General features: G+C 63.6%; 25 protein-coding genes, 1 tRNA gene and 1 other RNA gene. 13 read left to right on the top strand and 14 right to left on the bottom strand.

Annotated elements, in window-relative coordinates; genetic code table 11:
• Nucleotides 1-3: 3 nt before the first annotated feature.
• The 6 genes from ATN38_RS12815 to aceE form a co-directional block, all read right to left on the bottom strand.
• Complete coding sequence (locus tag ATN38_RS12815; RefSeq protein ID WP_003941597.1) at nucleotides 4-1,437, bottom strand: acyl-CoA carboxylase subunit beta; 1,434 nt, start codon at nucleotides 1,435-1,437, stop codon at nucleotides 4-6.
• Between the two features lie 108 nt (nucleotides 1,438-1,545).
• On the bottom strand, nucleotides 1,546-2,796 hold the full coding sequence (locus ATN38_RS12810; RefSeq protein ID WP_003941591.1) for a KasA/KasB family beta-ketoacyl-ACP synthase: 1,251 nt from the start codon (nucleotides 2,794-2,796) through the stop codon (nucleotides 1,546-1,548).
• Between the two features lie 7 nt (nucleotides 2,797-2,803).
• The gene (gene acpM, locus ATN38_RS12805) at nucleotides 2,804-3,079 is read right to left on the bottom strand and encodes a meromycolate extension acyl carrier protein AcpM (protein ID WP_003941649.1); all 276 of its coding nucleotides are present in this window, start codon (nucleotides 3,077-3,079) and stop codon (nucleotides 2,804-2,806) included.
• An 84-nt stretch (nucleotides 3,080-3,163) separates the two neighbouring features.
• Complete coding sequence (locus ATN38_RS12800) at nucleotides 3,164-4,072, bottom strand: ACP S-malonyltransferase (protein ID WP_064689135.1); 909 nt, start codon at nucleotides 4,070-4,072, stop codon at nucleotides 3,164-3,166.
• A 127-nt stretch (nucleotides 4,073-4,199) separates the two neighbouring features.
• Nucleotides 4,200-5,528, bottom strand: a complete 1,329-nt coding sequence (locus ATN38_RS12795) for a CdaR family transcriptional regulator (protein ID WP_003941635.1) — start codon at nucleotides 5,526-5,528, stop codon at nucleotides 4,200-4,202.
• 99 nt (nucleotides 5,529-5,627) lie between these two features.
• Entirely contained in the window at nucleotides 5,628-8,483 is a 2,856-nt protein-coding gene (aceE, locus tag ATN38_RS12790; RefSeq protein ID WP_007735476.1) for a pyruvate dehydrogenase (acetyl-transferring), homodimeric type, read from the bottom strand.
• A gap of 233 nt (nucleotides 8,484-8,716) precedes the next feature.
• Between aceE and ATN38_RS32750 the strand changes: the two genes are divergently transcribed.
• From ATN38_RS32750 to ATN38_RS12760, 6 genes are all read left to right on the top strand, one after another.
• Entirely contained in the window at nucleotides 8,717-9,277 is a 561-nt protein-coding gene (locus ATN38_RS32750) for a hypothetical protein (RefSeq protein WP_256931778.1), read from the top strand.
• Between the two features lie 177 nt (nucleotides 9,278-9,454).
• The gene (locus ATN38_RS12780) at nucleotides 9,455-9,880 is read left to right on the top strand and encodes a DUF3052 domain-containing protein (protein WP_003941575.1); all 426 of its coding nucleotides are present in this window, start codon (nucleotides 9,455-9,457) and stop codon (nucleotides 9,878-9,880) included.
• A 35-nt stretch (nucleotides 9,881-9,915) separates the two neighbouring features.
• Nucleotides 9,916-10,380, top strand: coding sequence for a peroxiredoxin (locus ATN38_RS12775; protein ID WP_003941619.1), 465 nt, complete (start codon nucleotides 9,916-9,918; stop codon nucleotides 10,378-10,380).
• Between the two features lie 32 nt (nucleotides 10,381-10,412).
• Nucleotides 10,413-10,484 (top strand) — tRNA-Val (locus tag ATN38_RS12770).
• A gap of 92 nt (nucleotides 10,485-10,576) precedes the next feature.
• Entirely contained in the window at nucleotides 10,577-10,801 is a 225-nt protein-coding gene (locus tag ATN38_RS12765; protein ID WP_081558012.1) for a hypothetical protein, read from the top strand.
• A gap of 65 nt (nucleotides 10,802-10,866) precedes the next feature.
• Nucleotides 10,867-11,886, top strand: coding sequence for a cobalamin biosynthesis protein (locus ATN38_RS12760; protein ID WP_218748128.1), 1,020 nt, complete (start codon nucleotides 10,867-10,869; stop codon nucleotides 11,884-11,886).
• Here ATN38_RS12760 and ATN38_RS12755 read toward each other — a convergent pair.
• The 3 genes from ATN38_RS12755 to ATN38_RS12745 are packed head-to-tail and all read right to left on the bottom strand — an operon-like array spanning nucleotide 11,827 to nucleotide 13,987.
• Nucleotides 11,827-12,765 carry an SURF1 family protein gene (locus tag ATN38_RS12755; protein ID WP_218748075.1) on the bottom strand — a complete coding sequence of 313 codons (939 nt, stop codon included), beginning with the start codon at nucleotides 12,763-12,765 and terminating at the stop codon, nucleotides 11,827-11,829. The genes ATN38_RS12760 and ATN38_RS12755 overlap by 60 nt on opposite strands.
• A 48-nt stretch (nucleotides 12,766-12,813) precedes the next feature.
• Nucleotides 12,814-13,305 carry a low molecular weight protein-tyrosine-phosphatase gene (locus tag ATN38_RS12750; RefSeq protein ID WP_007735468.1) on the bottom strand — a complete coding sequence of 164 codons (492 nt, stop codon included), beginning with the start codon at nucleotides 13,303-13,305 and terminating at the stop codon, nucleotides 12,814-12,816.
• On the bottom strand, nucleotides 13,292-13,987 hold the full coding sequence (locus tag ATN38_RS12745) for an HAD hydrolase-like protein (RefSeq protein ID WP_042445748.1): 696 nt from the start codon (nucleotides 13,985-13,987) through the stop codon (nucleotides 13,292-13,294). The genes ATN38_RS12750 and ATN38_RS12745 overlap by 14 nt, the downstream gene beginning before the upstream one ends.
• Before the next feature lie 56 nt (nucleotides 13,988-14,043).
• Here ATN38_RS12745 and cobC point away from each other — a divergent pair, with 56 nt between their 5' ends.
• The 4 genes from cobC to ATN38_RS12725 all read left to right on the top strand — a co-directional run bounded on the left by cobC (nucleotide 14,044) and on the right by ATN38_RS12725 (nucleotide 18,190).
• Nucleotides 14,044-15,078, top strand: coding sequence for an Rv2231c family pyridoxal phosphate-dependent protein CobC (gene cobC / locus ATN38_RS12740; protein WP_218748074.1), 1,035 nt, complete (start codon nucleotides 14,044-14,046; stop codon nucleotides 15,076-15,078).
• Entirely contained in the window at nucleotides 15,075-16,208 is a 1,134-nt protein-coding gene (locus tag ATN38_RS12735; protein ID WP_218748073.1) for a Nif3-like dinuclear metal center hexameric protein, read from the top strand. Before cobC ends, ATN38_RS12735 begins: the two co-directional genes overlap by 4 nt.
• A gap of 108 nt (nucleotides 16,209-16,316) precedes the next feature.
• Nucleotides 16,317-17,054 carry a zinc ribbon domain-containing protein gene (locus ATN38_RS12730; protein WP_218748072.1) on the top strand — a complete coding sequence of 246 codons (738 nt, stop codon included), beginning with the start codon at nucleotides 16,317-16,319 and terminating at the stop codon, nucleotides 17,052-17,054.
• Nucleotides 17,051-18,190: a bifunctional RNase H/acid phosphatase gene (locus ATN38_RS12725; RefSeq protein ID WP_030537561.1), complete on the top strand. Its 1,140-nt coding sequence runs from the start codon at nucleotides 17,051-17,053 to the stop codon at nucleotides 18,188-18,190. The genes ATN38_RS12730 and ATN38_RS12725 overlap by 4 nt, the downstream gene beginning before the upstream one ends.
• Before the next feature lie 29 nt (nucleotides 18,191-18,219).
• Here ATN38_RS12725 and ATN38_RS12720 read toward each other — a convergent pair whose 3' ends face one another.
• A complete protein-coding gene (locus ATN38_RS12720; RefSeq protein WP_007735459.1) occupies nucleotides 18,220-19,455 on the bottom strand; it encodes an SLC13 family permease in 1,236 nt (411 codons plus the stop codon).
• A gap of 28 nt (nucleotides 19,456-19,483) precedes the next feature.
• Nucleotides 19,484-20,011 carry a DUF1697 domain-containing protein gene (locus ATN38_RS12715; RefSeq protein WP_007735458.1) on the bottom strand — a complete coding sequence of 176 codons (528 nt, stop codon included), beginning with the start codon at nucleotides 20,009-20,011 and terminating at the stop codon, nucleotides 19,484-19,486.
• Between the two features lie 54 nt (nucleotides 20,012-20,065).
• On the opposite strand from ATN38_RS12715, the gene rnpB reads away from it, so the two are divergent.
• The 3 genes from rnpB to ATN38_RS12700 all read left to right on the top strand — a co-directional run bounded on the left by rnpB (nucleotide 20,066) and on the right by ATN38_RS12700 (nucleotide 22,504).
• Nucleotides 20,066-20,480: RNase P RNA component class A (gene rnpB, locus ATN38_RS12710), an RNA gene on the top strand.
• A 320-nt stretch (nucleotides 20,481-20,800) separates the two neighbouring features.
• Nucleotides 20,801-20,986: a hypothetical protein gene (locus ATN38_RS12705; protein WP_007735457.1), complete on the top strand. Its 186-nt coding sequence runs from the start codon at nucleotides 20,801-20,803 to the stop codon at nucleotides 20,984-20,986.
• A gap of 108 nt (nucleotides 20,987-21,094) precedes the next feature.
• Nucleotides 21,095-22,504 (top strand): RNB domain-containing ribonuclease, encoded by a 1,410-nt coding sequence (locus ATN38_RS12700; RefSeq protein WP_064113243.1) that lies wholly within the window; start codon nucleotides 21,095-21,097, stop codon nucleotides 22,502-22,504.
• 4 nt (nucleotides 22,505-22,508) lie between these two features.
• Here ATN38_RS12700 and pip read toward each other — a convergent pair whose 3' ends face one another.
• Genes pip through panB form a run of 3 tightly spaced genes read right to left on the bottom strand, consistent with a single transcriptional unit; the run spans nucleotide 22,509 to nucleotide 24,835 of the window.
• On the bottom strand, nucleotides 22,509-23,492 hold the full coding sequence (pip, locus tag ATN38_RS12695; RefSeq protein ID WP_064113244.1) for a prolyl aminopeptidase: 984 nt from the start codon (nucleotides 23,490-23,492) through the stop codon (nucleotides 22,509-22,511).
• Entirely contained in the window at nucleotides 23,492-23,932 is a 441-nt protein-coding gene (locus tag ATN38_RS12690) for a hypothetical protein (RefSeq protein ID WP_020969914.1), read from the bottom strand. The genes pip and ATN38_RS12690 overlap by 1 nt, the downstream gene beginning before the upstream one ends.
• Before the next feature lie 51 nt (nucleotides 23,933-23,983).
• On the bottom strand, nucleotides 23,984-24,835 hold the full coding sequence (gene panB / locus ATN38_RS12685) for a 3-methyl-2-oxobutanoate hydroxymethyltransferase (RefSeq protein ID WP_064113245.1): 852 nt from the start codon (nucleotides 24,833-24,835) through the stop codon (nucleotides 23,984-23,986).
• Nucleotides 24,836-25,028 lie beyond the last annotated feature (193 nt).

Here is a 25,028-nt window from a genome sequence, read left to right as displayed (position 1 = left end):
TTGTCAGAGCGGAATGTTCTTGTGCCGCGCGCGGACAGATGGTGCAGACGCGAGCGCAGCAGTGACGATGCTGCGAGTCTTCGCCGGGTCGATTTCTTCGTCGACGACGCCGATTTCGACCGCGCGGTCGACGCCGCCCGCGATTGCCTCGTGCTCGGCAGCGAGTCGGTCGTGCAATGCTTCACGCTCGTCGTCCGGTGCTGCTGCGAGGGCCCGCTTGTGCAGGATGCCGACAGCAGCCTTCGCACCCATCACGGCTACTTCGGAGTTGGGCCAAGCGAATACGGCAGTGGCTCCCAGTGCTCGCGAGTTCATCGCGATGTAGGCGCCGCCGTAGATCTTTCGAGTGACGACGGTGACGCGGGGGACCGTTGCCTCGGCGAAGGCGTGAAGTAACTTCGCTCCGCGTCGGACAACGCCTTCCCACTCCATCGAGACGCCCGGCAAATACCCGGGAACATCGACGACGACCACGAGCGGCACGCCGAATGCGTTGCACAGTCGCACGAATCGAGCGGCCTTCTCTGCACTTTCGGAGTTCAGGCACCCCCCGAGTCGCAGTGGGTTGTTCGCGATGACGCCAACGGTGCGTCCGGCCATCCGGCCGAAACCGGTGACGATGCTCCGAGCGTAATTGCCTTGCAGTTCTTCGAAACTCGACTCGCCTTCGACGTTGTCGAGCATTTCGTGAACGATCGGACGAACGTCGTACGCGCGTTTCGCGGAGGCAGGCATCATGGCGCGCAGATCGCTGTCGCCGAGTTCCGCTGCCCGCTGATCGAATTCGCCCTGCTCGCACATCATCGAAACCAGGCGGCGCGCGCGGTGCAATGCGTCGGCCTCGTCGTGTGCGGCGATGTGCGCGACACCCGACTTCTTGGTGTGTGTGTCCGGACCGCCGAGTGACACCATGTCGACCTGTTCGCCGGTGACACTACGAACTACGTCTGGCCCGGTGACGAACACTCGGCCTTCCGGCGCCATGATCACGACATCGGTGAGGGCTGGACCGTACGCGGCTCCGCCAGCGGCAAAGCCGAGCACGACGGAAATTTGAGGTATGAGACCCGACGCGCGGACCATGGCCTCGAAGACCAGTCCGACGGCGTGGAGCGCCTCGACGCCTTCAGCCAGACGCGCGCCACCGGAGTGCCAGAGGCCCACGATGGGGGACTCTTCCTCGATGGCGGTATCGATGGCTTTGACGAGGTGTTTGCAACCGTCGACGCCCATGGCGCCACCCATGACAGTGGCGTCGGAGCAGTACGCGATGGTGCGGACGCCGTCGATGTTTCCGGACGCGGCGAGCACACCGGACTTGTCACGGGCGTGGAGCGGCACTGTTGTGCCGGGGTCGAACAGATTTTCCAGGCGCGCAAGAGGATCGCGCGGGTCTGTCGATGATTCGGACTTTGTCACGGGGGCCAGGATGGTCATCGCGTCCTCCTTCAGTACGAGCCTTGGGTGGAACGAAAGGTCGGTGTTGTCCGCGGGTGACGTTGTGTTGCAACGACACCCGCGGACAGATGCAAACCGCGGTTCGGGCTAGGCCCGACCGAAGGCGAGCGCGACATTGTGCCCACCGAAACCGAACGAGTTGTTCAGTGCGAAATCGAAAGAGCCGGTTCGGGGTTCACCCTTGACGACATCGAGATCGATCTCTGGATCCTGGCTGTCAACGTTGAGCGTGGGCGGGATGATCCCGTCACGCACTGCCAGAACCGTGAGGACTGATTCGAGGGCGCCGACAGCGCCGATCGAGTGTCCCAGCGCGGATTTCGGGCCGTACACCGCAGCGTGATTGCCGACCGCTGCGTTGATTGCCTTTGCCTCTGCGATGTCACCGATCGGCGTCGCAGTGGCGTGGGCGTTGATGTGCTTGATGTCGGACTTCGTCAGTCCGGCCATCTCGATTGCTCGGGTCATGGCTCGCGCCGCGCCCAGGCCTTCCGGATGCGGTGCCACGATGTGGTACCCGTCCGAAGTGATTCCGGAACCAAGCAGGCGGGCGTGAATCGTCGCCCCGCGTGCCTTTGCGTGCTCCTCGGTTTCGAGGATCATCAGGGCGCCGGCTTCGCCGAAGACGAATCCGTCGCGGTCCTTGTCGAAAGGACGTGAAGCTGCGGCCGGATTGTCGTTGTTGGTGCTCATCGCACGCATCATGGCGAAGCTCGCGATCGGAACGGCGTCGATGAAGCTCTCGACTCCACCAGCCACAACCATGTCCGCGTCACCCATGACAAGCATGCGGTGAGCGTGAGCAATTGCCTCGGAACCTGATGAACATGCCGACACCGGAGTGATGACGCCACCGCGGGCCCCGAGTTCGAGTCCGACCGTTGCGGCCGGTCCGTTGGGCATGACCATCTGCACCGAGAACGGGGACACCTTGCGGTATCCGCCGCCACGGAGCTTGTCGACGGCGTCGATGAGCGTGTCGCCGCCGCCGAGTCCGGTGCCGATGACAACGGCCAGGCGGTCCTGATCGACTTCAGGGCTGCCTGCGTTGCTCCAGACCGTGCGACTCAACGTGAGGGCAAGGCGTTCCACCCAGCTCATCCGTCGAATTTCGACGCGGGACAAGCCCTCGTCCGGTGAAACCTTCAGGTGCCCGCCGATGCGAATGGGAAGGTCGAACTCGTCGATGAACGGGTCATCGAGGATTCCGATGCCGCTTTCGCCGGCGAGGAGCGCCTTCCACGTGCCATCCACATCACCAGCCACCGAGGTCGACGTCGCGAGGCTCGTGACGACGATGTCGGGGAATTTCCCTTTGCGGGTAGAAGCGGAAGTCACGGTCGGCTCACTCTGCGTTCTTGGCTTCGGCGCCTTCGGCTTCGAGCTTCTGGATGTACGCGACGATGTCGCCGACGGTGCGCAGGCCTGCGAGATCCTCGTCGGGGACCTTCACGCCGTACTTGTCTTCGGTCTGAACGGCGATCTCGACCATGGACAGGGAGTCGATATCGAGGTCGTCCACGAAGGACTTGTCAACGGTGACCTCGGAAGGCTCGATACCGGTGACCTCCTCCACGATCTGGCCGAGTTCCGCGATGATTTCTTCCTGAGTGTGGGCCACTGGTGTGGCTCCCTTCTTGATCGATTGAGGTGGGGTGAAACGTCCGGCCGCCGTTCGGGCTGATCGGCCGGGTGGGCGTCCGAGCTAGGTCAGCTCGGACAGTGCGGAGATATCCTCCGGGTTCTTGAGGGCCACCGTCGGTGTGCCACGCATTTCACGCTTGGCAATTCCGACGAGGGTTCCGGCCGGCGGGAGTTCCACGATCGCGCTGACTTCTGCTGTCCGCAACGACGCGGAGCAGAGGTCCCAACGAACGGGGCGGGTTACCTGCGCGGCAAGCTTGGTGAGGGCGTCGGCGCCCGAGGAGACGGGTGCGCCATCCGAGTTGGAAAGCAGCGTGCGCGTCGGATCGGAAGGGGTGATCTTGGCGGCAGCAGCTGCGACGGCGTCCTGCGCAGGCGCCATGAAGCGGGTGTGGAAAGCTCCGGCGACGGGTAGTGCGCGGACTCGGGCCTTTTCGGGTGCGTTTGCTGCGAGTTCTTCGAGCGCGGTGAGCAGTCCGGCCGCCACGATCTGGCCGGCCGCATTGCGGTTGGCTGCTTCCAGCCCGAGTTCTTCGATTCGTGCGAGCACTTCGGCTTCGTCTCCACCGAGAACGGCTGACATGCCCGTGGGCTCGAGCGCACAAGCCTTGGCCATCTCGGCGCCACGGAGGGCGGCAAGCGCGACCGCGTCGTCAGCGGAGATAACACCGGCGACCGCAGCAGCGGCAAGTTCACCCACCGAATGGCCGGCAGCGATGACGTCGGCGCCGAGGAGCCCCCGTGATTCGATTTCCTCGTATGCCAGCAGAGCAGCGGCAACGACAAGGGGCTGGGTTACCGAGGTGTCGGTGATTTCTTCGGCGGTCGCGGTCGTGCCGAGTCGGACGAGGTCCAGGCCGGCTGCCTTCGACCACACTTCGAGGCGGTCTTGTGCTCCGGGCAGTGCCAGCCAGGGGCTGAGCATGCCGGGTGTCTGAGAGCCCTGTCCCGGGGCGAGCAACGAAATCACTTAATAAGAGAACACCGCCGCGAGCGACCTGCGAGATGTCGGTCGCGATGAACTCTGGCGAAGTGTTTTGTAGGGTTCCCACAAAATCCCACGTCGCGCTCGGCCATCGAAATTGGACGCTCAGGGGTTACAGGTTTGTTTGTCCGGATGTTAAAGATGTGACTGAAGTAACCGAATTGTTCGATTTGAGATCGATTTGTGTCAATCGGCCCACGGTAGCGGCGATCCGTAGTACATACGCGTCGCGTGGATTCGTTGGATCCCGGCCGGTAACTTCCGCGATTCGCTTCAAGCGGTACCGAACGGTATTTGGATGAACAAACAGAAGACGTGCACAAGTCTCAACCGCACCTCCACAGTCGAGATAACTGTCTAAAGTATCGGTCAAGACTGTGCCGGATTCAGCTAAAGGTGCGACGAGGAAATCGCGAAGAGCCTTCACGGCAGCGGCGTCTCCCAGTAGTGCCCGTTCCGGGAGCAGTTCAGTCGCGAAAACGGGACGAGGTGCGCCGCGCCACCCGGCAACAGCCTTGATTCCCGCCAGAGCTTCGGACGCACTGAAGTGCGCTGCGCTCAACGAGGGTGTCGTCGGGCCGATCACCACCGGCTCGTCGGCGAAACTCATGAGCAGGTCTTGAAGGAATTGGCTGCCTTCCGTCTTACTGCTCAGCTCGCCGCTGACGATCATCACCAGTCGCGGACCCTGCACCACGGCGAGAACAGCGCGCCCGTGCGCGGCGGCAGTCGCGTGGACGGTGCCGGCAACCGAGACCCGCTCGTCCGGCGGGGGAGACCCGACGATGACGGTGGCCGGAGCCGTGGCATCCCAGTTCAAGGTGGCGGCGCGAGAGAGCATGTCCGAGCCGGTGTCTCCCTGCACGACGGCGTCGACGACGAGCGCTTCCAGTCGCGTGTCCAGGGCACCCCGCGACTCGGCAGCGCTTGCGTACACCGTCGCTGCTGCGAAACCGAGTTCACGCCCGTAGCGCAGGACGGCTTCTGTCAGCGCGATCAGCTGCTGATCGTTGCGGGCGAGAGCCGGCAGCCATTTCTCGAAGAACTCCATCGCCACCCGGACCATGTCGACGGTCTGGCGCAGCGTGAGCTGTCGAGCAAGATCCTGAGGGATGACCGGAAACGACTCGTATCCGAAGCTGATCTCCGAGTCGAGTTGCCGCAGCCATTCCAGGAAATTCACCACCGACGTCTGCACCAACAGTTGAACGTCGGCGCGTTGCGAAGCGTCGAGACTGTCGAAGAACGGAAGCTGCTCCTCCATCACGGTCACGGCCTCGGTGGAGAGCCGGCCGGAGAACTGTTTGACGCGGCGGAGCAAGGCTTCTGGAAGTGGATCGCGAACCTGACGACGGCGGGCGAGCACAGCCTGCAACCCGGACGACTGTGGTCGAGTGCGGCGTACGCCCTCTTCGGGTTTCTCGGGATCAGGTTCGGGCATGAGAAAAACCTACGCCCATCGCCGCAGCGGATGTCGAGATGACACCCGCGGCGATGGGCGTAGGTCTGTTTTCGATCGCTAGGACTGTTGCCCTACGACTTAGGCGCTACCGGTGTCCCCGGTCTGCTCGGGAGCAGCATTCACGTCGTCGATGCGGTATCGGCTCGCTGCTTCGACGGCCTTCGACCGCTCGATCGATCCTTCCTTCGCCAAACCGATCAGCACGGCAACGACGATGGATTCGGCATCGACGTTGAAGTAACGACGCGCAGCGGTGCGGGTGTCGGAGAAGCCGAACCCGTCCGTGCCGAGCGTGGTGTAGTCGCCGGGAACCCACTGACGGATCTGGTCCGAGACCGCCCGCATCCAGTCCGAAGCCGCGACGACAGGGCCTTGGGCCGAGGACAACGCCGTGGTGACGAAGGGAACCGGAGCATCCTCGGATGGATTGAGCAGCGCCTGACGTTCGCATTCGACGCCTTCGCGGCGCAGCTCACCCCAGGACGTGACCGACCAGACGTCAGCCGAGACGCCCCACTCGTCGGCGAGCAGCTTCTGCGCACGCAGACCCTCGGGCATCGCGACACCGGATACGAGGATCTGTGCCTTCGGGCCGGCTGCTTCGGACGTCTTGTAGAGGTAGATGCCCTTGAGCAAGCCCTCGACGTCGAGACCTTCGGGCTCGGCCGGCTGAACGTACGGCTCGTTGTAGATGGTCAGGTAGTAGAAGATGTTCTCGCCACCGAAACCGTCGACGCCCTCGGTGCCGCCGTACATGCGGCGCAAGCCGTCCTTGACGATGTGCGCCAACTCGTACGAGAACGCGGCGTCGTACGTGACAGCTGCGGGGTTGGTGGATGCCAGGAGCAGCGAGTGTCCGTCGGCGTGCTGGAGACCTTCACCGGTCAGAGTTGTACGACCGGCGGTGGCGCCGAGAACGAATCCCCGAGCCATCTGGTCGGCAGCCGCCCACAGGCCGTCGCCGGTGCGCTGGAAACCGAACATCGAGTAGAAGATGTACAGCGGAATCATCGGTTCACCGTGGGTGGCGTACGACGTGCCGACTGCGGTGAACGAAGCCGTCGAACCGGCCTCGTTGATGCCCTCGTGCAGGATCTGGCCGATCGGGCTCTCCTTGTAGGCGAGCATGAGTTCGGCGTCGACGGAGGTGTAGAGCTGCCCGTTGCGGTTGTAGATCTTCAGCGACGGGAACCACGAGTCCATACCGAACGTGCGAGCCTCGTCCGGGATGATCGGCACGATGCGCTTGCCGATCTCCTTGTCGCGCAACAGTTCCTTGAGGATGCGCACGATCGCCATGGTGGTGGCGACTTCCTGCTTGCCCGAACCCTTGCGGATGACGTCGTACGTCTTGTCCTCGGGGAGCTTGAGCGGCGCCGCATCGGTGTTACGGGAAGGCAGGAACCCGCCGAGTGCTTTACGACGGTCGAGCATGTACTTGATCTCGGGAGCGTCCGCGCCTGGGTGGTAGTACGGAGGCAGGTACGGATCCTTCTCTAGCTCGGCATCCGAGATCGGGATGTGCTGCATGTCGCGGAACGCCTTGAGATCGTCCAGCGTCAGCTTCTTCATCTGGTGTGTGGCGTTGCGGCCCTCGAAGTGCTTACCGAGGGTGTAGCCCTTGATGGTGTGCGCCAGGATGACCGTCGGCTGGCCCTTGTGTGCCATGGCCGCTGCGTAGGCGGCGTGGACCTTGCGGTAGTCGTGGCCACCGCGCTTGAGGTTCCAGATTTCCTGGTCTGTGAGGTCCTTGACCAGTTCCTTGGTGCGGGGGTCACGTCCGAAGAAGTGATCGCGTACGAACGCGCCGTCGTTGGCCTTGTACGTCTGGTAGTCACCGTCCGGCGTCACGTTCATCAGGTTGACCAGTGCGCCGTCGCGATCGGCGTGCAGCAGCGCATCCCACTCGCGACCCCAGACGACCTTGATGACGTTCCAGCCGGCACCGCGGAAGAACGATTCCAGTTCCTGGATGATCTTTCCGTTGCCGCGGACCGGGCCGTCGAGGCGTTGGAGGTTGCAGTTCACCACGAACGTGAGGTTGTCGAGGCCTTCGGTTGCCGCGACGTGAGCGAGGCCGCGTGACTCGGGCTCGTCCATTTCGCCGTCGCCGAGGAACGCCCACACGTGCTGATCGGTGGTGTCCTTGATGCCGCGGTCGTTGAGGTAGTGGTTGAACCGGGCCTGGTAGATGGCGTTCATCGGGCCGAGGCCCATCGAGACCGTCGGGAACTCCCAGAAGTCGGGAAGCAGCCGCGGGTGCGGGTAGGACGGCAGTGCGCCGCCGAAGTCGGCGTGGGACTTCTCCTGGCGGAATCCGTCGAGCTGTTCCGCGGGGATGCGGCCCTCGAGGAAGGCGCGTGCGTAGATGCCGGGGGAGGCGTGACCCTGGATGAAGATGTGGTCGCCACCGCCCGGGTGGTCCTTGCCGCGGAAGAAGTGGTTGAAGCCGACCTCGTACAACGCTGCCGAGGATGCGTAGGTGGAGATGTGACCGCCGACGCCGACGCCCGGTCGCTGAGCGCGGTGGACCATGATCGCGGCGTTCCAACGGATCCAGGCGCGATAGCGGCGCTCGACCTCTTCGTCACCGGGGAACCACGGCTCGTTTTCGGTCGGAATCGTGTTGACGTAGTCGGTCGAAGTGAGCGCGGGGAGTGCGACGTGCTTCTCGCCGGCGCGTTCGAGCATGCGGAGCATGAGGTAGCGGGCACGCGTGGGTCCGGATCGATCCAGAAGTCCGTCGAATGATTCGAGCCATTCGGTGGTCTCGTCCGGATCGATGTCCGGCAGGTACGACGCAACACCTTCGCGAATGACGCGAACGCGACCGTCGGTTCCCCCCGGCGTATTCGACGCGGGCGAACCCGACTCGCCGGCGGCGCCGGAATCGGCGTTCTGCCCGGACGCGGGACCCTGGATCAGGTCAGACAACGTGTGCTCCTCATTGGTTTGGGGACGCGTGGTGGGGCGTCCTTACATAGGTGATCGAGGCCTTGTTAGGTCCGACGCACTTCCATCGTGAATATGGCGCGTACCTCATCTTTCACCATCCCGGTCGGTCCGGCACACCTCGCCTCTGGTTACTCTCGGGTAGCGTTTTTCGGCGTGACGCAGGGGTGTGATGGTTCCCCGTAGTCACAGGCTTGGGGGATCGATCGGAACGTATGAAGGGGTGGGAAAAAATAAACAAAGAAATCAATTACGGCAGGGTCGGGGCGTGGGTCTCGGTCGGATCGATCGCAGTGGGACTGTCGGTGATCGTGGGATGTTCGGCGGCGGTGACCGGATCGGCAGTACCCAATGAAGCGCACGTGGCTGCATACCAATCCGAGGTGAGTATTTCGATGGCCGCCGCGTCCTCGTCGAAAGCGGCGGCAGATGCGGCAGAGGCAGCTTTCGCGATCTGTGAGGAAGCGGTCTCTCGATCGAAAAACGACGTGGTCGCGTTCAATGCCTACGTCGACGCCGGAAATCATGGTGAGACCGACCTGAGAGCCGAAGCAAGCGCTGCTGCTTCCTCGGCAAGGGAGACGGCCTCGTGGTTCGACTCGGTCGCGAGTGAACTTCCGACGCAACTTTCCGGACTGTTCGCCGAATTGGCCGCGAACCTACTTTCATCTGCTGTCGTGATCGAGAGTGATCATTCGGCCGATGAAATCAATTCGATCAGCGATACGAGCAATTCGATTCGCAAGTCGATCTTCGATGAATGTGGATCCCTGTGACCTGCGGTAATCCGCAGGCGTAAGGTTCGCCGTGTGTCAGAAGACGATCTTTGGTGAAAGTTTTCGGCGTGGTCGGCTTGCGCTAACGCCTCAGACCATGTTCGCTTTCCCTAATTGATCGTCAAACGGTAGGTGTGCGGGGTCGCCACACACCATCAACAAAAGGAGGACCCCACCGTGGTCGCCGCGGCGGATGCCCAGAACTACGCTCAGAAACTCGGGATTACCACTGACATGGTGGTGCAGGAACTGGGCTGGGATGAGGATACCGACGACGGCATTCGTGCCGCGGTTGAGGAAACCATCGGCGGGGAAATGCTCGACGAGGATTCCGACGAGGTCATCGACGTCGTGCTGCTGTGGTGGCGCGACGAGGACGGTGACCTGGTGGACGCCCTCATGGATGCCATCGGGCCCCTCGCCGACGAAGGCTTCGTGTGGGTTCTCACTCCCAAGACCGGTCTCGACGGACACGTCGAGCCCAGCGAGATCGCCGAATCGGCGCCGACTGCCGGCCTGACGCAGACATCGGCAGCCAACCTCGGTGACTGGTCGGGAAGTCGACTGGTTCAGCCGAAGGCTCGTCCGGCCAACAAGCGCTGACCCGGTCCTTTCCGCACTTTCCCAAGGAATCGCACATGCCTCTCGAAGTTGGTGCCCAGGCACCGGATTTCACCTTGAAGGACCAGAACAACCAGGAAGTCTCGCTAGCAGATTTCCGCGGTAAGAAGAACGTTCTGCTGGTCTTCTATCCGTTGGCCTTCACCGGGACTTGTCAGGGGGAACTCTGCAAGGTCCGTGACGAGCTTCCGAAGTTCGAGAACGACGACACCGCCATTCTCGCGATTTCTGTCGGTGCTTCGCCGACTCACAAGATCTGGTCAGCTGAGCAGGGATACACATTTCCCTTGCTGTCGGACTTCTGGCCGCACGGTGAGGTCGCTCAGAAGTACGAGGTGTTCAACGACAAGTTGGGCTTCGCGAATCGTGGCACCTTTGTCATCGACAAAGACGGAATCATTCGTTTTGCCGAGATGAACGGCCCCGGAGAAGCCCGTGACCACGGACTTTGGGCAAATGCGCTTGCCGCGCTAGAGTCTTAGAGCACTCCCGGTGAGGGTCTCACCGGGAGTTCGGGCGTGTAGCTCAGTGGTAGAGCTCTGGTTTTACACACCAGCGGTCGGGGGTTCGAAACCCTCCGCGCCCACCGAAGAATTCAAACCCCGATCTGCATGTCGATGCAGATCGGGGTTTTTCATTTTCGACAACGAATTGTCCGCAATACGCCATTCTGGACGCATGTCCAGTTCTGTGATCGAAGTAGCCGTCGACCCGACGCGCGTGCATCCCACCCGTCCGCACATACACATCGCCGAGATGCCCAGTCTCAGTGTTGCGTTGTTCGCGGGGCAGACGATCCGGGTTCGTTCCCAGAGCGACGCACTGGCGACCGGGATTGCCCGTGTCTGGGAAATCAACCGAATGCACCGCTTGATCTATCTGACGATCGACTGGGACAGGTAGTGCTCAGCTCGGGCAGACACGTGACGGTTGGCCAGAGAACGAGCGTGGCTGCTAAAACTACGCTCGTGCACATTTCGGTTCGCTTGTCCCGATCTCGATTCAACGCGCGAGCTGCCGGGCTTCTCCTCGGCTTCGTCGCGGATCGGGTCTTCGCCGATCCGGGGCGGTTCCATCCGGTCGCCGGCTTCGGAACCGCGGCTATCGCGCTGCAGAAGATGTCCTACCGGGACTCGCGCGCGGCCGGAACACTTCATGTTGCCGTGCTCTTGGCCGGCACCGCAGGACTTGGGCTCGCAGCCGAAACAGCGTCGCGCCGGGCCGGTTGGGTGGCCGTCACGGGTACGACGGCGATAGCTACCTGGGCCGTGCTCGGCGGGACGTCGCTTGCACGCACAGGCATCGACATGGCCGCTCGATTGGAGGCGTCACAGGTCGATGGTGACCTGACGAAAGCGCGCGAGCTTCTCCCTTCACTGTGTGGACGCGATCCCTCGGTGCTGGGCGAGGAGGGCCTCACGCGTGCAGCACTGGAGTCGGTTGCCGAGAACACCTCGGATGCAAGCGTCGGTGCAATGTTGTGGGGTGCAATTGCGGGCGTGCCGGGGCTGTTCGTCTACCGCGCTGCCAACACACTCGACGCGATGATCGGCTACCGGTCCGAGAAGTACCTCAGATTCGGGTGGGCTGCGGCGAGGTTCGACGATCTGGTCAACATCGTCCCCGCTCGGCTGACAGGTGCGCTGACGGCTGCGTGTGCACCGGTGGTAGGCGGCTCGGTTCAGGAATCACTGGCAGCGTGGAAACGCGACGCAGCGGCTCATCCAAGCCCCAATGCGGGCGTCGCGGAAGCGTCGGCGGCAGGGGCGTTGGGCATTTCGTTGGGTGGTCGGACCGAGTACGCGCACGGGGTGGAGATGCGTCCCGTCCTCGGCCGCGGGACTGTGCCGACGCCGAACGATCTGCGCCGCGCGTCGAGGCTTTCGTCGGCGGTGCAGATCAGTGCAGCTGTGGTGTCAGCGGGTATTTCAGCGGGTATTGCCGTATCGATCGGCAAGTTTGGCTTCCTGCGCCGTCAGCGGCACTGATTCCGGCTCCGGCTTCTTGCGACGGCTGAAGGTACGAGCCGGTTCGGCGGGGGATGAGGCAGGCGCGGACACCGGCGCTTCCGGGGTCGTCTCGGTAGCGGCGTCGTCCGCTGCGAAGCCGTCGACAGCTGCTTGAGCTGCCTTTTCCTTGCGACGTTCGCGCCACTCGGCGCGAATGAAGTAAGCCAGTCCGAGCGGCGCCATGATGCCGAACGCCAGCCACTGGAACCCGTACGAGAGGTAGGGGCCCGCGTCGAGTTGGGGGAGTGGGATCGTGCCGAGACCGCCGGGCTGGTCGGGTTCGAGTTGGATGTACGCGTCGATCAGGTCCGTTCCGATGAACTCGCCGATCGGACGTGCGTCGATGGAGTAGACCTGTTTCGCGCCGTCCTCGAACATCGGAACTCGGCCGGGCGCAGTGCCTTCCGACAGACGCACGCGGCCGTTGAGAGTGACCGGATCGGTCGGCGGCGCAGCGATGGGCGGTGCCTCGGCGCCGTTGATCGGCCGAACGTATCCGCGATTGACGAGGATCGTGCGGCCGTCGTCGAGAAGGAAAGGCGTCAGGATCTCGTAGGACGGCGCGCCCTCGATGGACTGCAGTCGGACGAGGATATCGGCGTCGGGCAGATAGGTACCGGCCGCGGTGATGTTTCGCCATTCGTCGTCCGGTGCGATCGTCGAATCGGCGATGACATCACCGATCGGCACGGTCTCCGCGTTGATCGAGTTCGAGATCAGATCATTGCGGTGCTCGGTCTTCGTGTTCTTGCCGAGCTGCCACGGAGCGAGCACGGTGAAGCACAGGTAGGCGAAGAGCCCGACCACAGCTGCCAGTACCAACCAACCGGGCCGCAACAGGAATTTCAGTCTTCGCACACGTCCACGGTATCCGTTGCCCGAACGGGAGTGAATTTTGCTCCGGGTTCAGGCTCGCTCGCGGATCCAGTCGAGTATGTCGGGAATGGCTGCTTCGATCTGGTCTCGCACCAGTTCGAAGTCCTCCTGATCCCCGTAGTACGGGTCCGGAACCGATTCTCCGTCAGCCTCGGGGTCGAACGATCGCAGTAGGCGCCGACGCTCGGTTGGCACGCCGAGATGAGCAAGCTCACGTTCATGGCCGGTGTCGAGGGCGACGACCAGATCGGCCGCGAGATGATCTGCATTGACCTGCGCGGCACTGTGGCCCGTCGGATATCCGGCCGCTCGGAGCACGACGTTGGTCCGCTCGTCGGCCTCGCTACCGGTGTGAAACCCCTCGGTACCTGCACTGCTGACACGGACTCGGTCGGCGAGGCCTTCACGGTCCAGATGCGCGAGCAAGATCTTTTCGGCCATCGGTGACCGGCAGATATTGCCGGTGCACACAAACGTCACATGAAGTGGTTCAGTCACGTGGAGTGGTTCAGTGGCGGCCATCGAGAAGTCCTCCCAGTTCGGATGCCGACGATACGGAGCGAAACGCTTGCCGCGCTTCCTCGGCGGAACCGTAGCCCCATTCGACGACGACGGTGGGGATGCCGTACTTCGCGGCGCCGAGCACGTCGTGATCACGGTCGCCGATCATGAGAACGTCGGGGGTTCCGCCGTCGGATGCGAGGACGGGAGTGATCCCGAGTGAGGTCAGCGAATGCGCGATCACATCGGGTTTAGCCCGACGAGTTCCGTCGTCACTCGCGCCGCCGATGAACTCGAAGTGCTCGGCCAGGCCGAAATGCTCGAGGATTCGAATGGCGAATCGCTCCGACTTGGAGGTGGCGACGGCCAGTCGGGTGCCGCTCGCGCGAGCCTTACCCAGGACGACGTCCATGCCTTCGTACACCGAGTTCTCCTGCCACCCGGTCGCGTCGTAACGCTCGATGTACGCGGCGATCGCCCGATCCACGTCCGCCGGGGCCATACCGAGTGACCTGAAGGTGTCGACCATCGGCGGGCCGATCACCGATGCCAACATCGCTTCCGTCGGCTCCGGATGGCCGACAGTTGCCAACGCGTGTCGGAAGCCGCCGTGAATGCCGGGAGCGGAATCGGTGATGGTGCCGTCCAGATCGAACAGAACTACGGGAAAGCGGTCGAGCGGTGGTGTCGTCACGGCACTCATTGTCCCGGACGGCAGGGGTGATGTCCGCGCACGGTGCTCGACCGTAGGCTGACCGGGTGAGTACCGGAACGGTTGACCTGGAGAGCTTGCGACATCACGGCGATGTCGAAGCGGAGCCCGGGTTACTCGATTTTGCCGTCAACGTTCAAGGCTCCGGCCCGCCGAAGTGGTTGCGGGATCGGCTGGCCGCAGGGCTGGCGACGCTCGGTTCGTACCCGTCGGCCGTGGCGGAACTGAAGGCACGCGAAACGGTCGCGCAGCGGCACGGGCGCCGGCCCGAAGAGGTGTTGTTGCTCTCGGGCGGTGCCGAGGGATTCGCGATGCTGCCGCGCCTGGGCGCTCGTTCAGCAGCGCTGATCCATCCGTCGTTCACCGAGCCGGAACTGGCACTGCGAGAGGCCGGTGTGCCGGTGACTCAAGTGATTCTGGAGCCGCCTTTCGAGCTTCGGACCGCGCAGGTACCCGAATCCGCGGACCTTGTCGTTCTGGGCAATCCGACCAACCCGACGTCCGTGCTTCACCCCAAGATCGATGTGTTGGCATTGCGTCAGCCGGGCCGAATCCTGGTGGTGGACGAGGCCTTCGGCGACGCGGTCCCCGGAGAAACGGAGAGCATCGCCGGTGTCGAGTCGGCGGATGTACTGGTCCTTCGGAGCCTGACCAAGACGTGGGCGCTCGCCGGATTGCGGTGTGGATACGCGATCGGCTCTCCCGATCTTCTGGCTCAACTCAGTCACGGCCGAGCCCACTGGCCATTGGGCAGTCTGCAGATCGAGGCCATCACGGCGTGCTGCGAACCCTTTGCCGTCGAGCAGTCGAGGATCAAAGCCGACGCGATTGCCGTGGACCGCCGAGACATGTCGCGGCGACTGACCGAGATCGGGATTGCCGTGCACGAACCCGCTGCGGGGCCGTTCGTGCTCATCGACGTCCGTGACGGCGTCACGATGCGAGAGCACCTGCGTGCCCGCGGAATCGCTGTCCGCAGGTGCGACACCTTTCCCGGACTCGGCCCGGATCGGCTTCGCGTGGCCGTCCGTCCAGCCGAGCAGGTTGCGGTACTGATCGAAGCGATGAAGGAGATCTTGTGAGTGGCCCAACTCTTGCGGACGTCATAGCCGTGCTGGAATCCGCGTATCCGCCGGCCCTGGCGGAATCGTGGGACTCGGTCGGCCTGGTCTGCGGCGATCCGGCCGACGCTGTGACGAGAGTGGTTTTCGCGGTGGATCCGACCGAGGCAGTGGTCGACGACGCCATCGCCTCCGGTGCCGACCTTCTGGTCGTTCACCATCCACTTCTGCTGCGTGGGGTGGACACCGTCGGTGCTCACACACCCAAAGGTGCGTTGGTTCACAAGCTCATCAAGGCGGGATGCGCACTGTTCTCGGCGCACACCAATGCGGACTCGGCCGACCCCGGAGTGTCCGACGCGTTGGCGCAGGCTCTGGGCCTGACCGTGCTGCGCCCGATCGAACCCAAGCCGACGCAGCCGCTCGACAAGTGGGTCGTCATGGTTCCGGTGGAGAATGCATCGGCCGTGCAGGATGCACTTTTCGAGGCCGGGGCTGGGCGGATCGGTGACTACAGCCAGTGCAGTTGGACCGTCACCGGTACGGGTCAGTTCCTGCCCGCCGACGGAGCGAATCCGACGATCGGGGCCGTCGGCGCTGTGGAGCAGGTTCGCGAGAATCGTGTGGAAGTGATTGCCCCTCGCGGAAAGCGAAGCGCAGTGCTGGGCGCACTGCGTGCCTCCCATCCGTACGAGGAACCGGCCTTCGATGTCTTCGAACTCGCAGCGTTCCCCAGTTCACTCGGACTGGGGCGGTTGGGTGAGCTCGACCACCCCGAAACCTTGCGGGAATTCACCGCGCGAGTGGCGCGCTCACTGCCCTCGACCGAGTGGGGTGTTCGCGCGGCCGGAGATCCAGACGCGACCGTTCGTACCGTGGCGGTGTGCGGCGGTTCCGGCGACTCGTATCTCGACGTGGTGGCGGCACTGGGCGCCGACGTCTACGTCACTGCGGACCTGCGGCATCATCCCGCGGACGAGCATCTACGCACCGGTGGTCCGGCTCTGGTCGACGTCGCGCACTGGGCGAGTGAATACCCGTGGTGCGCACAGGCGAAATCGGTGCTCGACGCCGCGTTTGCCGACAATCCGGAGTGGGAAAGCCGGGTTTCGACAATTCGCACCGATCCGTGGTGTTTGAGTGCGCATTAGTGCAGCGCTCTGCAAGGTACGGTTGCACGAACAATTCAAGAGCAGTTCTTCGAGAGCCGTCCTTCGCGAGCACTGCCGACATCGGACTTACAGCAGGAGTTATACAGCGTGAACGTCGAACCACAGGTGCAATCCAAGCTTCTCGACCTCGCCGGGGTGGATGCTGAGCTCACTCGGATCACCCACCGACGCGGAGCGCTTCCCGAGCAGCAGGAAGTCGAACGTCTCGAGGCCGAGCGAATCAGCCGTAAAGACGCGTCCGTAGCCGTCGAAATCCAGATCGACGACATCGATCGCGACATTCGCAAGCTCGAAGGCGAGGTCGACGCGGTTCGTCAGCGCGAGGATCGGGACCGCACACTCTTGCAGAGCGGGTCGGTCGGGGCGAAGCAGCTCACCGAACTCGAACACGAACTCGGCAGCCTGGTCCGGCGTCAGGGGCTCCTCGAAGACGAGTTGCTCGAAGTGATGGAGCAGCGTGAGGCGTTGCAGGCCGATCACGATCACGCCGGTGCCCAGCTGTCCCAGGCCGAAGAAGAGCTGATCGACGCCAAGCGTCGCCGCGACGATGCCGTCGCTGATCTGGACAAGGCGCAGGAGCGTTGCGCCGCCGATCGTGAAGGACTCGTCGGTGAATTCCCCGCCGATTTCCTTGCTGTCTACGAGAAGCAGCGCAGCCTGGGCGGACCGGGCGCGGCGCTTCTGCAGGCACGCCGATGCGGCGCTTGCCGGATCGAGATCGACCGCGGCGAGATCTCCCGAATCGCCGCGACACCGGCCGACGTCGTAGTTCGTTGCCCAGAGTGCAATGCAATCATGGTGCGTACCAAGGAGTCCGGTCTGTGACTCTCTCGCAGGTCATCGTCGAGGCCGACGGTGGATCGCGGGGCAATCCCGGTCCGGCCGGCTACGGAGCGGTGGTGTTCGACGCCTCGCGCTCGGTGTTGGCCGAACGCAAGGAAAGCATCGGTATCGCGACCAACAACGTCGCCGAGTACCGCGGACTGATCGCCGGGTTGACCGCTGCCGGTGAGCTCGGCGCGTCGACGGTCGACGTCCGCATGGATTCCAAGTTGGTCGTCGAGCAGATGTCCGGGCGCTGGAAGGTCAAGCACCCGGACATGATTCCGCTGCAGCGGCGCGCTGCCGAGCTGGCGACGCAGTTCTCGCGAGTGACCTACACGTGGATTCCTCGCGGCGAGAACTCTCATGCCGATCGTCTTGCCAACGAGGCGATGGACGCGGCTGCCGGCATCGAAACCGGCCCAGTCGCACCTTCGGCCCCCGCACCTGCTGCACCTGCCGCGCCGTCCGAAGAGACGTCGGAGCCGCAGATCGCCGGCTCTCCGGGATGGATCGCCACCACCGGCAAGCCGACACGAATGTTGTTGCTACGTCACGGACAGACAGCGATGTCGGTCGATCGCCGGTATTCCGGACGCGGGAATCCGGAGCTCACGGAACTGGGCCGCGCGCAGGCTGCCGGCGCAGCCGGACGCTTCGGGAACCGAGGCGGTATCGACGCCATCGTCTGCTCACCCCTCGGCAGAACCCGTGAGACGGCAGAGGCATCGGCCCGCGTGCTCGGTTTACCCGTCGTCGAGCACAAGGGTTTGATCGAAACCGATTTCGGCGACTGGGACGGACTCACGTTCCGCGAGGCAGCCGAGCGTGACCCGGACCTGCATCGCGAATGGCTCTCGGACACTTCGGTGCGTCCACCGGGCGGCGAGAGTTTCGACGAGGTACGCGAACGAGTCGTCGCCGCGCGTGACGACCTGATCTCGACCTACGGCGGCGCGACGCTGTTGGTCGTCTCTCACGTCACCCCGATCAAGACTTTGGTGCAGCTGGCCCTCGATGCCGGGCCGTCGTTGCTGTACCGGTTGCATCTGGATCTGGCGTCGCTGAGTATCACCGAGTTCTATCCCGACGGGGGAGCCTCGGTCCGGTTGGTCAACGACACGTCACACCTTCGCTGAAAGAGCCCCGACGGCTGATCAGCCTCTGATCAGATCACCAACCACAGGGCACTCACGGCGGCGAGCAATGTCAGTGGCGTCGTGATGACCCCGAGCAGAGTGAATGTCGCCAGCGTGGGCGGTGCGCCCGCGCTGGTGGCGACTCGTCGCCAGAGCATCGTTGCCAGTGAGCCCACGTAGGTGAGGTTGGGGCCGAGGTTGACGCCGATCAACATCGCAAGCACCAGAGCTGGAGGTGCCGCCGTTCCGAGCGCTGCGATCATCAGCAAGGTTGCCGGCAGGTTGTTGACGAGATTGGACGCTACCGCCGCTACTGCGGCGACAAAGAGCAGTGAGCCGTAGCTGGTGTCGCCTGGCAGGATCTGCGCAATCCATTCGCCCACCGGCCCGTTCGCGACTCCGGCGACGATGATTCCGAGAACCAGGACGAACGCGCAGAACCAGAGGTCGGCAGCGTAGAGCATCTTGGCGGCGGTCGTACGGTGCCGAGCCAGAGCGATCGCTCCCAGGACACTCGCACCCACCACCGCGATCCAGGCGGGCTCGATCCCGAAGAAACCCGAAACCGCGAAACCGAGCAGCGTCATTCCGATCACCGTCAGCGGCAGAATCGGCGCAGGCGCAGATCTGGCTGCCACCGGCGGTTCGGCGCTGTCGCCCCGCGCGAGTTCCGAACGGAAGAACAGTCGAAAAATCAGGTACTCGACAGCGATCGTCACGACCCACGGCAACGCCATCAATGCGGTGAAGTGCAAGAACGTCAAACCTGTTGCGGCAAACGCGATGAGGTTGGTCAGGTTGGACACCGGCAGCAGGGTCGACGCCGAATTCGACAGGTGCGCACTGGCATAGGAATGCGGCCGGGGACTTGCTCCGATGGATCGTGCGGCCGCGATCACCGCGGGTGTCAGCAGCACGACGGTGGCGTCGAGGCTCAGGACCGCCGTGGTCAGGGCGGCGGCGCCGAACACATAGATCAGCAACCGGTGTGGATCGGCGAGGGATTTTTGCTGCAGGATCTGGCTGACCCAGCGAAAGACGCCGAGAGCATCGGCGGCATGAGCGAGAACCAGCACGGCAACCAGGAAGACGACGGTGGGTGCCATGCTCGCCAGTTCGTCGCGGGCTTCGTCGAGAGTTACGACGCCGGTCAGGAGAACGACGACAGCTGCCGGCCCGGCGATGACGATCTCGGGAAGCCCGCGTGGACGCACTATCGCGAAGACGAGGACGAGGGCGACGAGCAGGATCGGTAGAAGAGTCACGCGATGGTGCTCCGTGTCGGGGCGAGCGTCATTTGAGCAGTTTGTAGAGCGTGTTCAGGTTTCGGGTTGTGGTGAACGCCTTGAACTTCGGTTTTCCGGTGTTCCTGCCGAACGCGCTCTTGACGGTCTGCCCCTTCTCGACCTCCCAGTACAGGACTCCGTCGCCTGCCGCCACACGCTCGACCGAGGCATCGAGTTGCGCTGCTGCAGTGCTCAATTCCTCCAGGATTTCCGGCTCGGAGGCAACCATCGCATAAGCATGCCAACCCTCGCGTTCGCGCTCGAACGGGTAGTTGTCCACGATCGCCTGCAGTGTCGGAAGGTCGAGGACGAACACCCAAGCCTCGTAGCCGAACTCGCGGGCAAGGGCGGATTCGATCTGTTTCTTCAGCGTCGGGATGTCGGTGCTCGGACTGTCGAACAGAACGTTGCCTGAGGCCAACACGGTTTTCACCCCTTGGAATCCGAGGTCACCAAAGACTCTCGCCAGGTCCGCCATCTTGATGTTGATGCCGCCCACGTTGATACCGCGTAGCAGGGCCACGTACCGAGTCATACGGTGACCATAGTGCCGGCCACCGACAGGCGCCCGGTAGCATACGGGGGCGGACGAGTTGGCCGGGCGGCCGCGGCTTCTGGAACCAGCGCGTATCGCGCACAGGCCTGGGGCCGAGGAAAGTCCGGACTCCACAGAGCAGGGCGGTTGTTAACGGCAACCCGAGGCAACTCGCGGGACAGTGCCACAGAAAACAGACCGCCTGCCTTTCGAGGCAGGTAAGGGTGAAACGGTGCGGTAAGAGCGCACCAGCACCTCGGGTGACCGGGGTGGCTAGGTAAACCCCGCCCGGAGCAAGGTTGAAGGTCGCATCGCTCGCGGTGCGGCTGCGCAGGTGTTCGAGGGCTGCTCGCCCGAGCCTGCGGGTGAACCGCTCGAGGCACCCGGCGACGGTGTGCCCAGATGGATGGTCGCCACTCGGCACTTCGGTGCCGCAGGACAGGATCCGGCTTACACGCCGACTCGTCCGCCCGCGATCTGCAAGAGAGCACAAAGAAGACCCCCACCGGATCGGTGGGGGTCTTCTTTATGGTCGAAAGCTGTCAGACAGGCTTGATGACCAGCAGCGTAGCCCAGTACGTTGCCGCGTCATGGCCCATGAGCGGGAGGAGGTAATCGTAAAGAATTGCGGACATGCGCACTCCATTTTCTGTTCGTAGCTTGTGTTGGGCATTCAAGCAGAACTCACCGTTCGAATGTCCGGTTCTCACCTGCCAGGCCAAGTAGAAAGAATATCAGTCTCACAGCGATCTACAAGCTTCTATCTCACTCTGATGTCACACTGTGGATATGACTGATGAAGATCGACTCTGGTACTTCGACGTGTCCGACGGTTCCGTCACGCAGGGAAAGGGCGCGTCCTCGCTGACGAGGATGGGGCCGTACCCTGATCGGGACTCTGCCGAGCATGCATTGAAGATCGCTGCCGAACGCAACAAAGCCGCCGATCGGGCAGACGAAGACTGGAACAACTGAGACTTGGAATAACTGAGACTTGGAACAGCTGGGACTCGAACAACTGGGACCGGTACTGCTGCTATACCGGCCCGAACCGATCATGGAGGATGCGTGCCCGCAAGTCGAATGATGGTGCAGGGAATCGACTTCGGAGTGGTTCGGGCGGAGTTCGACTTGCCAGGAGCATTCTCGGCTGCGGCGCAGGCCGAGGCCGAGAATGCCGTGGATCGTTTCGGCGCCGGGCGTGTCGACGAAACGGGTATCGCCTTCGTGACCATCGACCCTCCCGGATCGATGGACCTCGACCAGGCAGTGCACATCGAGAAGACCTCGACCGGGTACGTCGTGCACTACGCGATCGCCGACGTCGCGGCGGTGGTGACGCCGGGTGGCGCTCTCGACATCGAAACCCGCAAGCGGGGCCAAACCTTCTATCTCCCGGACGGTTCCGTCCCGCTGCATCCCCGAGCGTTGTCGGAGGGATCGGCGAGTCTGCTGCCGGACGTGGTTCGTCCCGCCGCGCTGTGGCGGATCGAACTCGACGCGCAGGCCGAGCCGACGTCGTGGCAGGTGAGACGCGCTCTGGTGAAATCGGTGGCACGTCTGGACTATTCGACCGTGCAGCGCGATGCCGACGCGGGAACCTTGCATCCGTCCATCGCCGCACTACCGGAGTTCGGACGATTGCGCAGTGTCTCGGCGGTTGCCAGGGGTGCCATCGAGCTGAAACTGCCCGAGCAGTCAGTGGTTCGGGATCAGCCGGAGGACGAGTCCTCGGCTCGCTGGCGGATCGAACTGGAGCCACGCACCGAAGCGGACGACTGGAACGCAGAAGTGTCGCTGCTGACCGGGATGTGTGCCGGCCGCATGATGATCGACGCAGGTATCGGGTTGCTTCGCACGCTGCCGCCGGCCGAGGAGTCCGCGGTTCGGACCTTGCGGAGAACTGCAGTGGCGCTGGGTATCACGTGGCCGGAGGGGCAAAGCGTCGGGCAGATTCTTGCCGGACTCGATTCCAACGAGCCGTCGACGATGGCGCTGATGTCGGTTGCGCCGTCGTTGCTGCGCGGGGCAGACTACGCGGCCTTCGACGGCCGACTACCGGAGTTGACGGTGCATGCGGGGATCGGAGCGCCCTACGCTCACGTGACTGCTCCGCTGCGCCGGCTGTCCGATCGTTTCAGCACCGAGGTGTGTCTGGCGATCACAGCTGGTACGCCGGTACCGGAATGGGCGCGCACTGCACTTCCCGAGCTGCCCGACATCATGAGTGGGTCCGACTCGCTGGCGAACAAGGTCGACCGTGCGTGCATCGATCTGACCGAGTCCACGCTGCTCGACGGCCGGGTCGGCGAGGTCTTCGACGCAGTGGTGATGCGCGCCAAGGACGGAAAGCGCTCGGCGGAAGTGTTTGTCCCGTCGGTCGCAGTGATTGCGAAATGCGTCGGAACGCCCGACGACGGTGAGCGCGCAAAGGTGCGACTCACCGCCGTCGACACCGTCAAACGGACGGTGGAGTTCACGTTCCCGGCGTAGCGAGCTACCGGTAAGAATCGGTGGCTTCCACCAAGTGATGTGCGATGCCGGGCTCCATCGCGGAGTGTCCGGCGTCGTCGACGATCACGAGCTTGGATTCGGGCCACGCCTTGTGCAGCGCCCACGCGCTGGTGGCGGGGCAGACGACGTCGTAGCGGCCCTGGACGATCGTCCCCGGAATGCCGTGCAGTGCGGAGCTTTCGCGTAGGAGTTGACCCTCGTCGAAGAATCCGCCGTTGACGAAGTAGTGGTTCTCGATACGAGCGAAGGCCAAGGCGAACCTGGTCTCGGAGTTCTGTTCGATCTTGTCCGCCTGTGGGTACAGGTAGCTGGTCGATCCTTCCCAGGCCGACCAGGCGATCGCTGCCCGGGCTGCGACGGCGGGGTCTTCGGAATGGAGCAGTTGGTGATAGACCGCGACGAGGTCTTCGCCGCGCTGCGCCTCGGGTACCGGTTCGAGGAATTTGTCCCAGCGCTCCGGGAAGATGTTTCCCGCGCCGCCGTTGTAGTACCAGTCGATCTCACTGCGACGCAGGAGGAAGATCCCGCGCAGGACCAGCTCAGTGACGCGCGTGGGAAACGTTTCGGCGTAGGCGATGGACAGCGTGGAACCCCAGGACCCGCCGAAAACCATCCACTTGTCGATCGAAAGATGTTCACGCAGGGCTTCGATGTCGGCCAGCAGCTTGTCCGTTGTGTTCACCGACAGGTCGGCGCCGTCGGCAACGTGAGGGGTGGACCGCCCGCAGCCGCGCTGGTCGAGTAGAACGATGCGGTATGCGGCCGGATCGAAGAACTGGCGTACCGCCGGTTGCGCACCACCGCCGGGGCCACCGTGCAGGAACACCACCGGCTTGCCGTCCGGATTTCCGCTGACTTCCCAGTACATGCTCTGGCCGTCACCGACATCGAGGAAGCCGGTGACGAAAGGCTCGATCGGGGGATAGAGACTCCGCAGAGCCGACGGCGGTGCTGACGTTTCGCTCATCAGAAGCCCACCAGCCCGGAGGCGAGATCGGGGATCTCGAGTGCGGAAATCGCGCCGCCCCGGACGTCCGGGCACGCGGCCGAGGTTGCCGCGTCGATGCTTTCGCGGTTCTGGGCGAGATCGAGCAGGTTGATGCCGTTCTGCGTCGCCCACGTGATGACGATCGTGTTCAGTCCGCCCTTGCCGAGCGTCGGGGTGACGGTCCGCCAGTTCTGCAGCTGCCCTTCCATATCCGAGCACAACTGCTGGACCTGAGCGTCGGTGAACGTCGAACCGGACGCGGAGGTTGTTGCCGGCGCCGTCTTGGTGGAACTCGCGGGCGTAGTGCTGCTGGGCGCGGGAGAGTTGGTGGACCCTCCCGCGCATCCGCTCAGCACCGTGACGAGAGCTGCCGCACCGACTACAGCTGCGGCAGTAGAACTTCGACGGTTACCGATCATTGAACGCACCCCTGGCTGGTTGAGAGACAGGCGGCGTTCGCCGGTCTCGGATCAGAAACTGTGTTCTGCGGCCGGGAAAGCGCCAGTGCGAACTTCTGATGCATAGGCTGCGGCTGCGGAACGCAGTTCGTCACCGACGTTACCGAAACGCTTGACGAACTTGGCTGTCTTACCGCTCGTGTAACCCGCCATGTCCTGCCAGACGAGTACCTGAGCGTCGCATTCGGAACCGGCCCCGATGCCGACGGTGGGGATGGTGAGTTTGCGGCTGACCTGGCCCGCAATCTCGGCCGGAACCATTTCCATGACGACGGAGAACGCCCCGGCTTCCTGGACTGCAATGGCGTCCGCCACAAGCTGCTCGGCCGCGTCGCCGCGACCCTGGACGCGGAATCCGCCGAGCGAGTTCACGCTCTGCGGGGTGAATCCGACGTGAGCCATGACGGGGATGCCGGCCGAGGTGATAGCCGCGATCTGCTTACTCATCCGCTCGCCGCCCTCGAGCTTGACGGCGTGCGCGAGGCCTTCCTTCATGAACCGCGTCGCAGTCGACAGGGCCTGCTCGGCGGAACCCTCGTAGGTGCCGAAGGGGAGGTCGGCGACGACGAGTGCGTGCGGCGCGCCGCGAACGACGCCACGCACGAGCGGGAGCAGTTCGTCGACGGTGATCGGCACGGTGGTGTCGTAGCCGTAGACGACGTTGGCGGCAGAGTCGCCGACGAGCAGCACCGGGATGCCTGCGTCTTCGAAGATGCGTGCCGTGGAGTAGTCGTAAGCGGTGAGCATCGACCAGCGTTCGCCGTTCTGCTTCATCTCGGCGAGGTGGTGAATGCGCGTCTTACGCTTCGGTGCATCGGTAGAGCTTGCAGTGGGTACAGAACCGTAGAGAGGTGTTTCGGACATCGTTGTCCCTTTCTGGCCTCGAGGCCCTGAGCGTTGATCGCCTTCGGGTCCCCGGGTGTGGGTGATGACGTGTTCAGTCTGCCACCGGACATCGCCGACACGAATAGTTGACGGGGTGCAATGGGTCACATCACCGCGCGCGTATCAGGTAGGTGCCGAGACGAGGCGAACCGCTGGCTATCGCGGTTTCCTG

The sequence above is a fragment of the Rhodococcus sp. FH8 genome, assembly GCF_019266085.1.
Classification (GTDB): domain Bacteria; phylum Actinomycetota; class Actinomycetes; order Mycobacteriales; family Mycobacteriaceae; genus Rhodococcus_F; species Rhodococcus_F qingshengii.
This window is presented reverse-complemented; position numbering and strand designations above follow the sequence as displayed.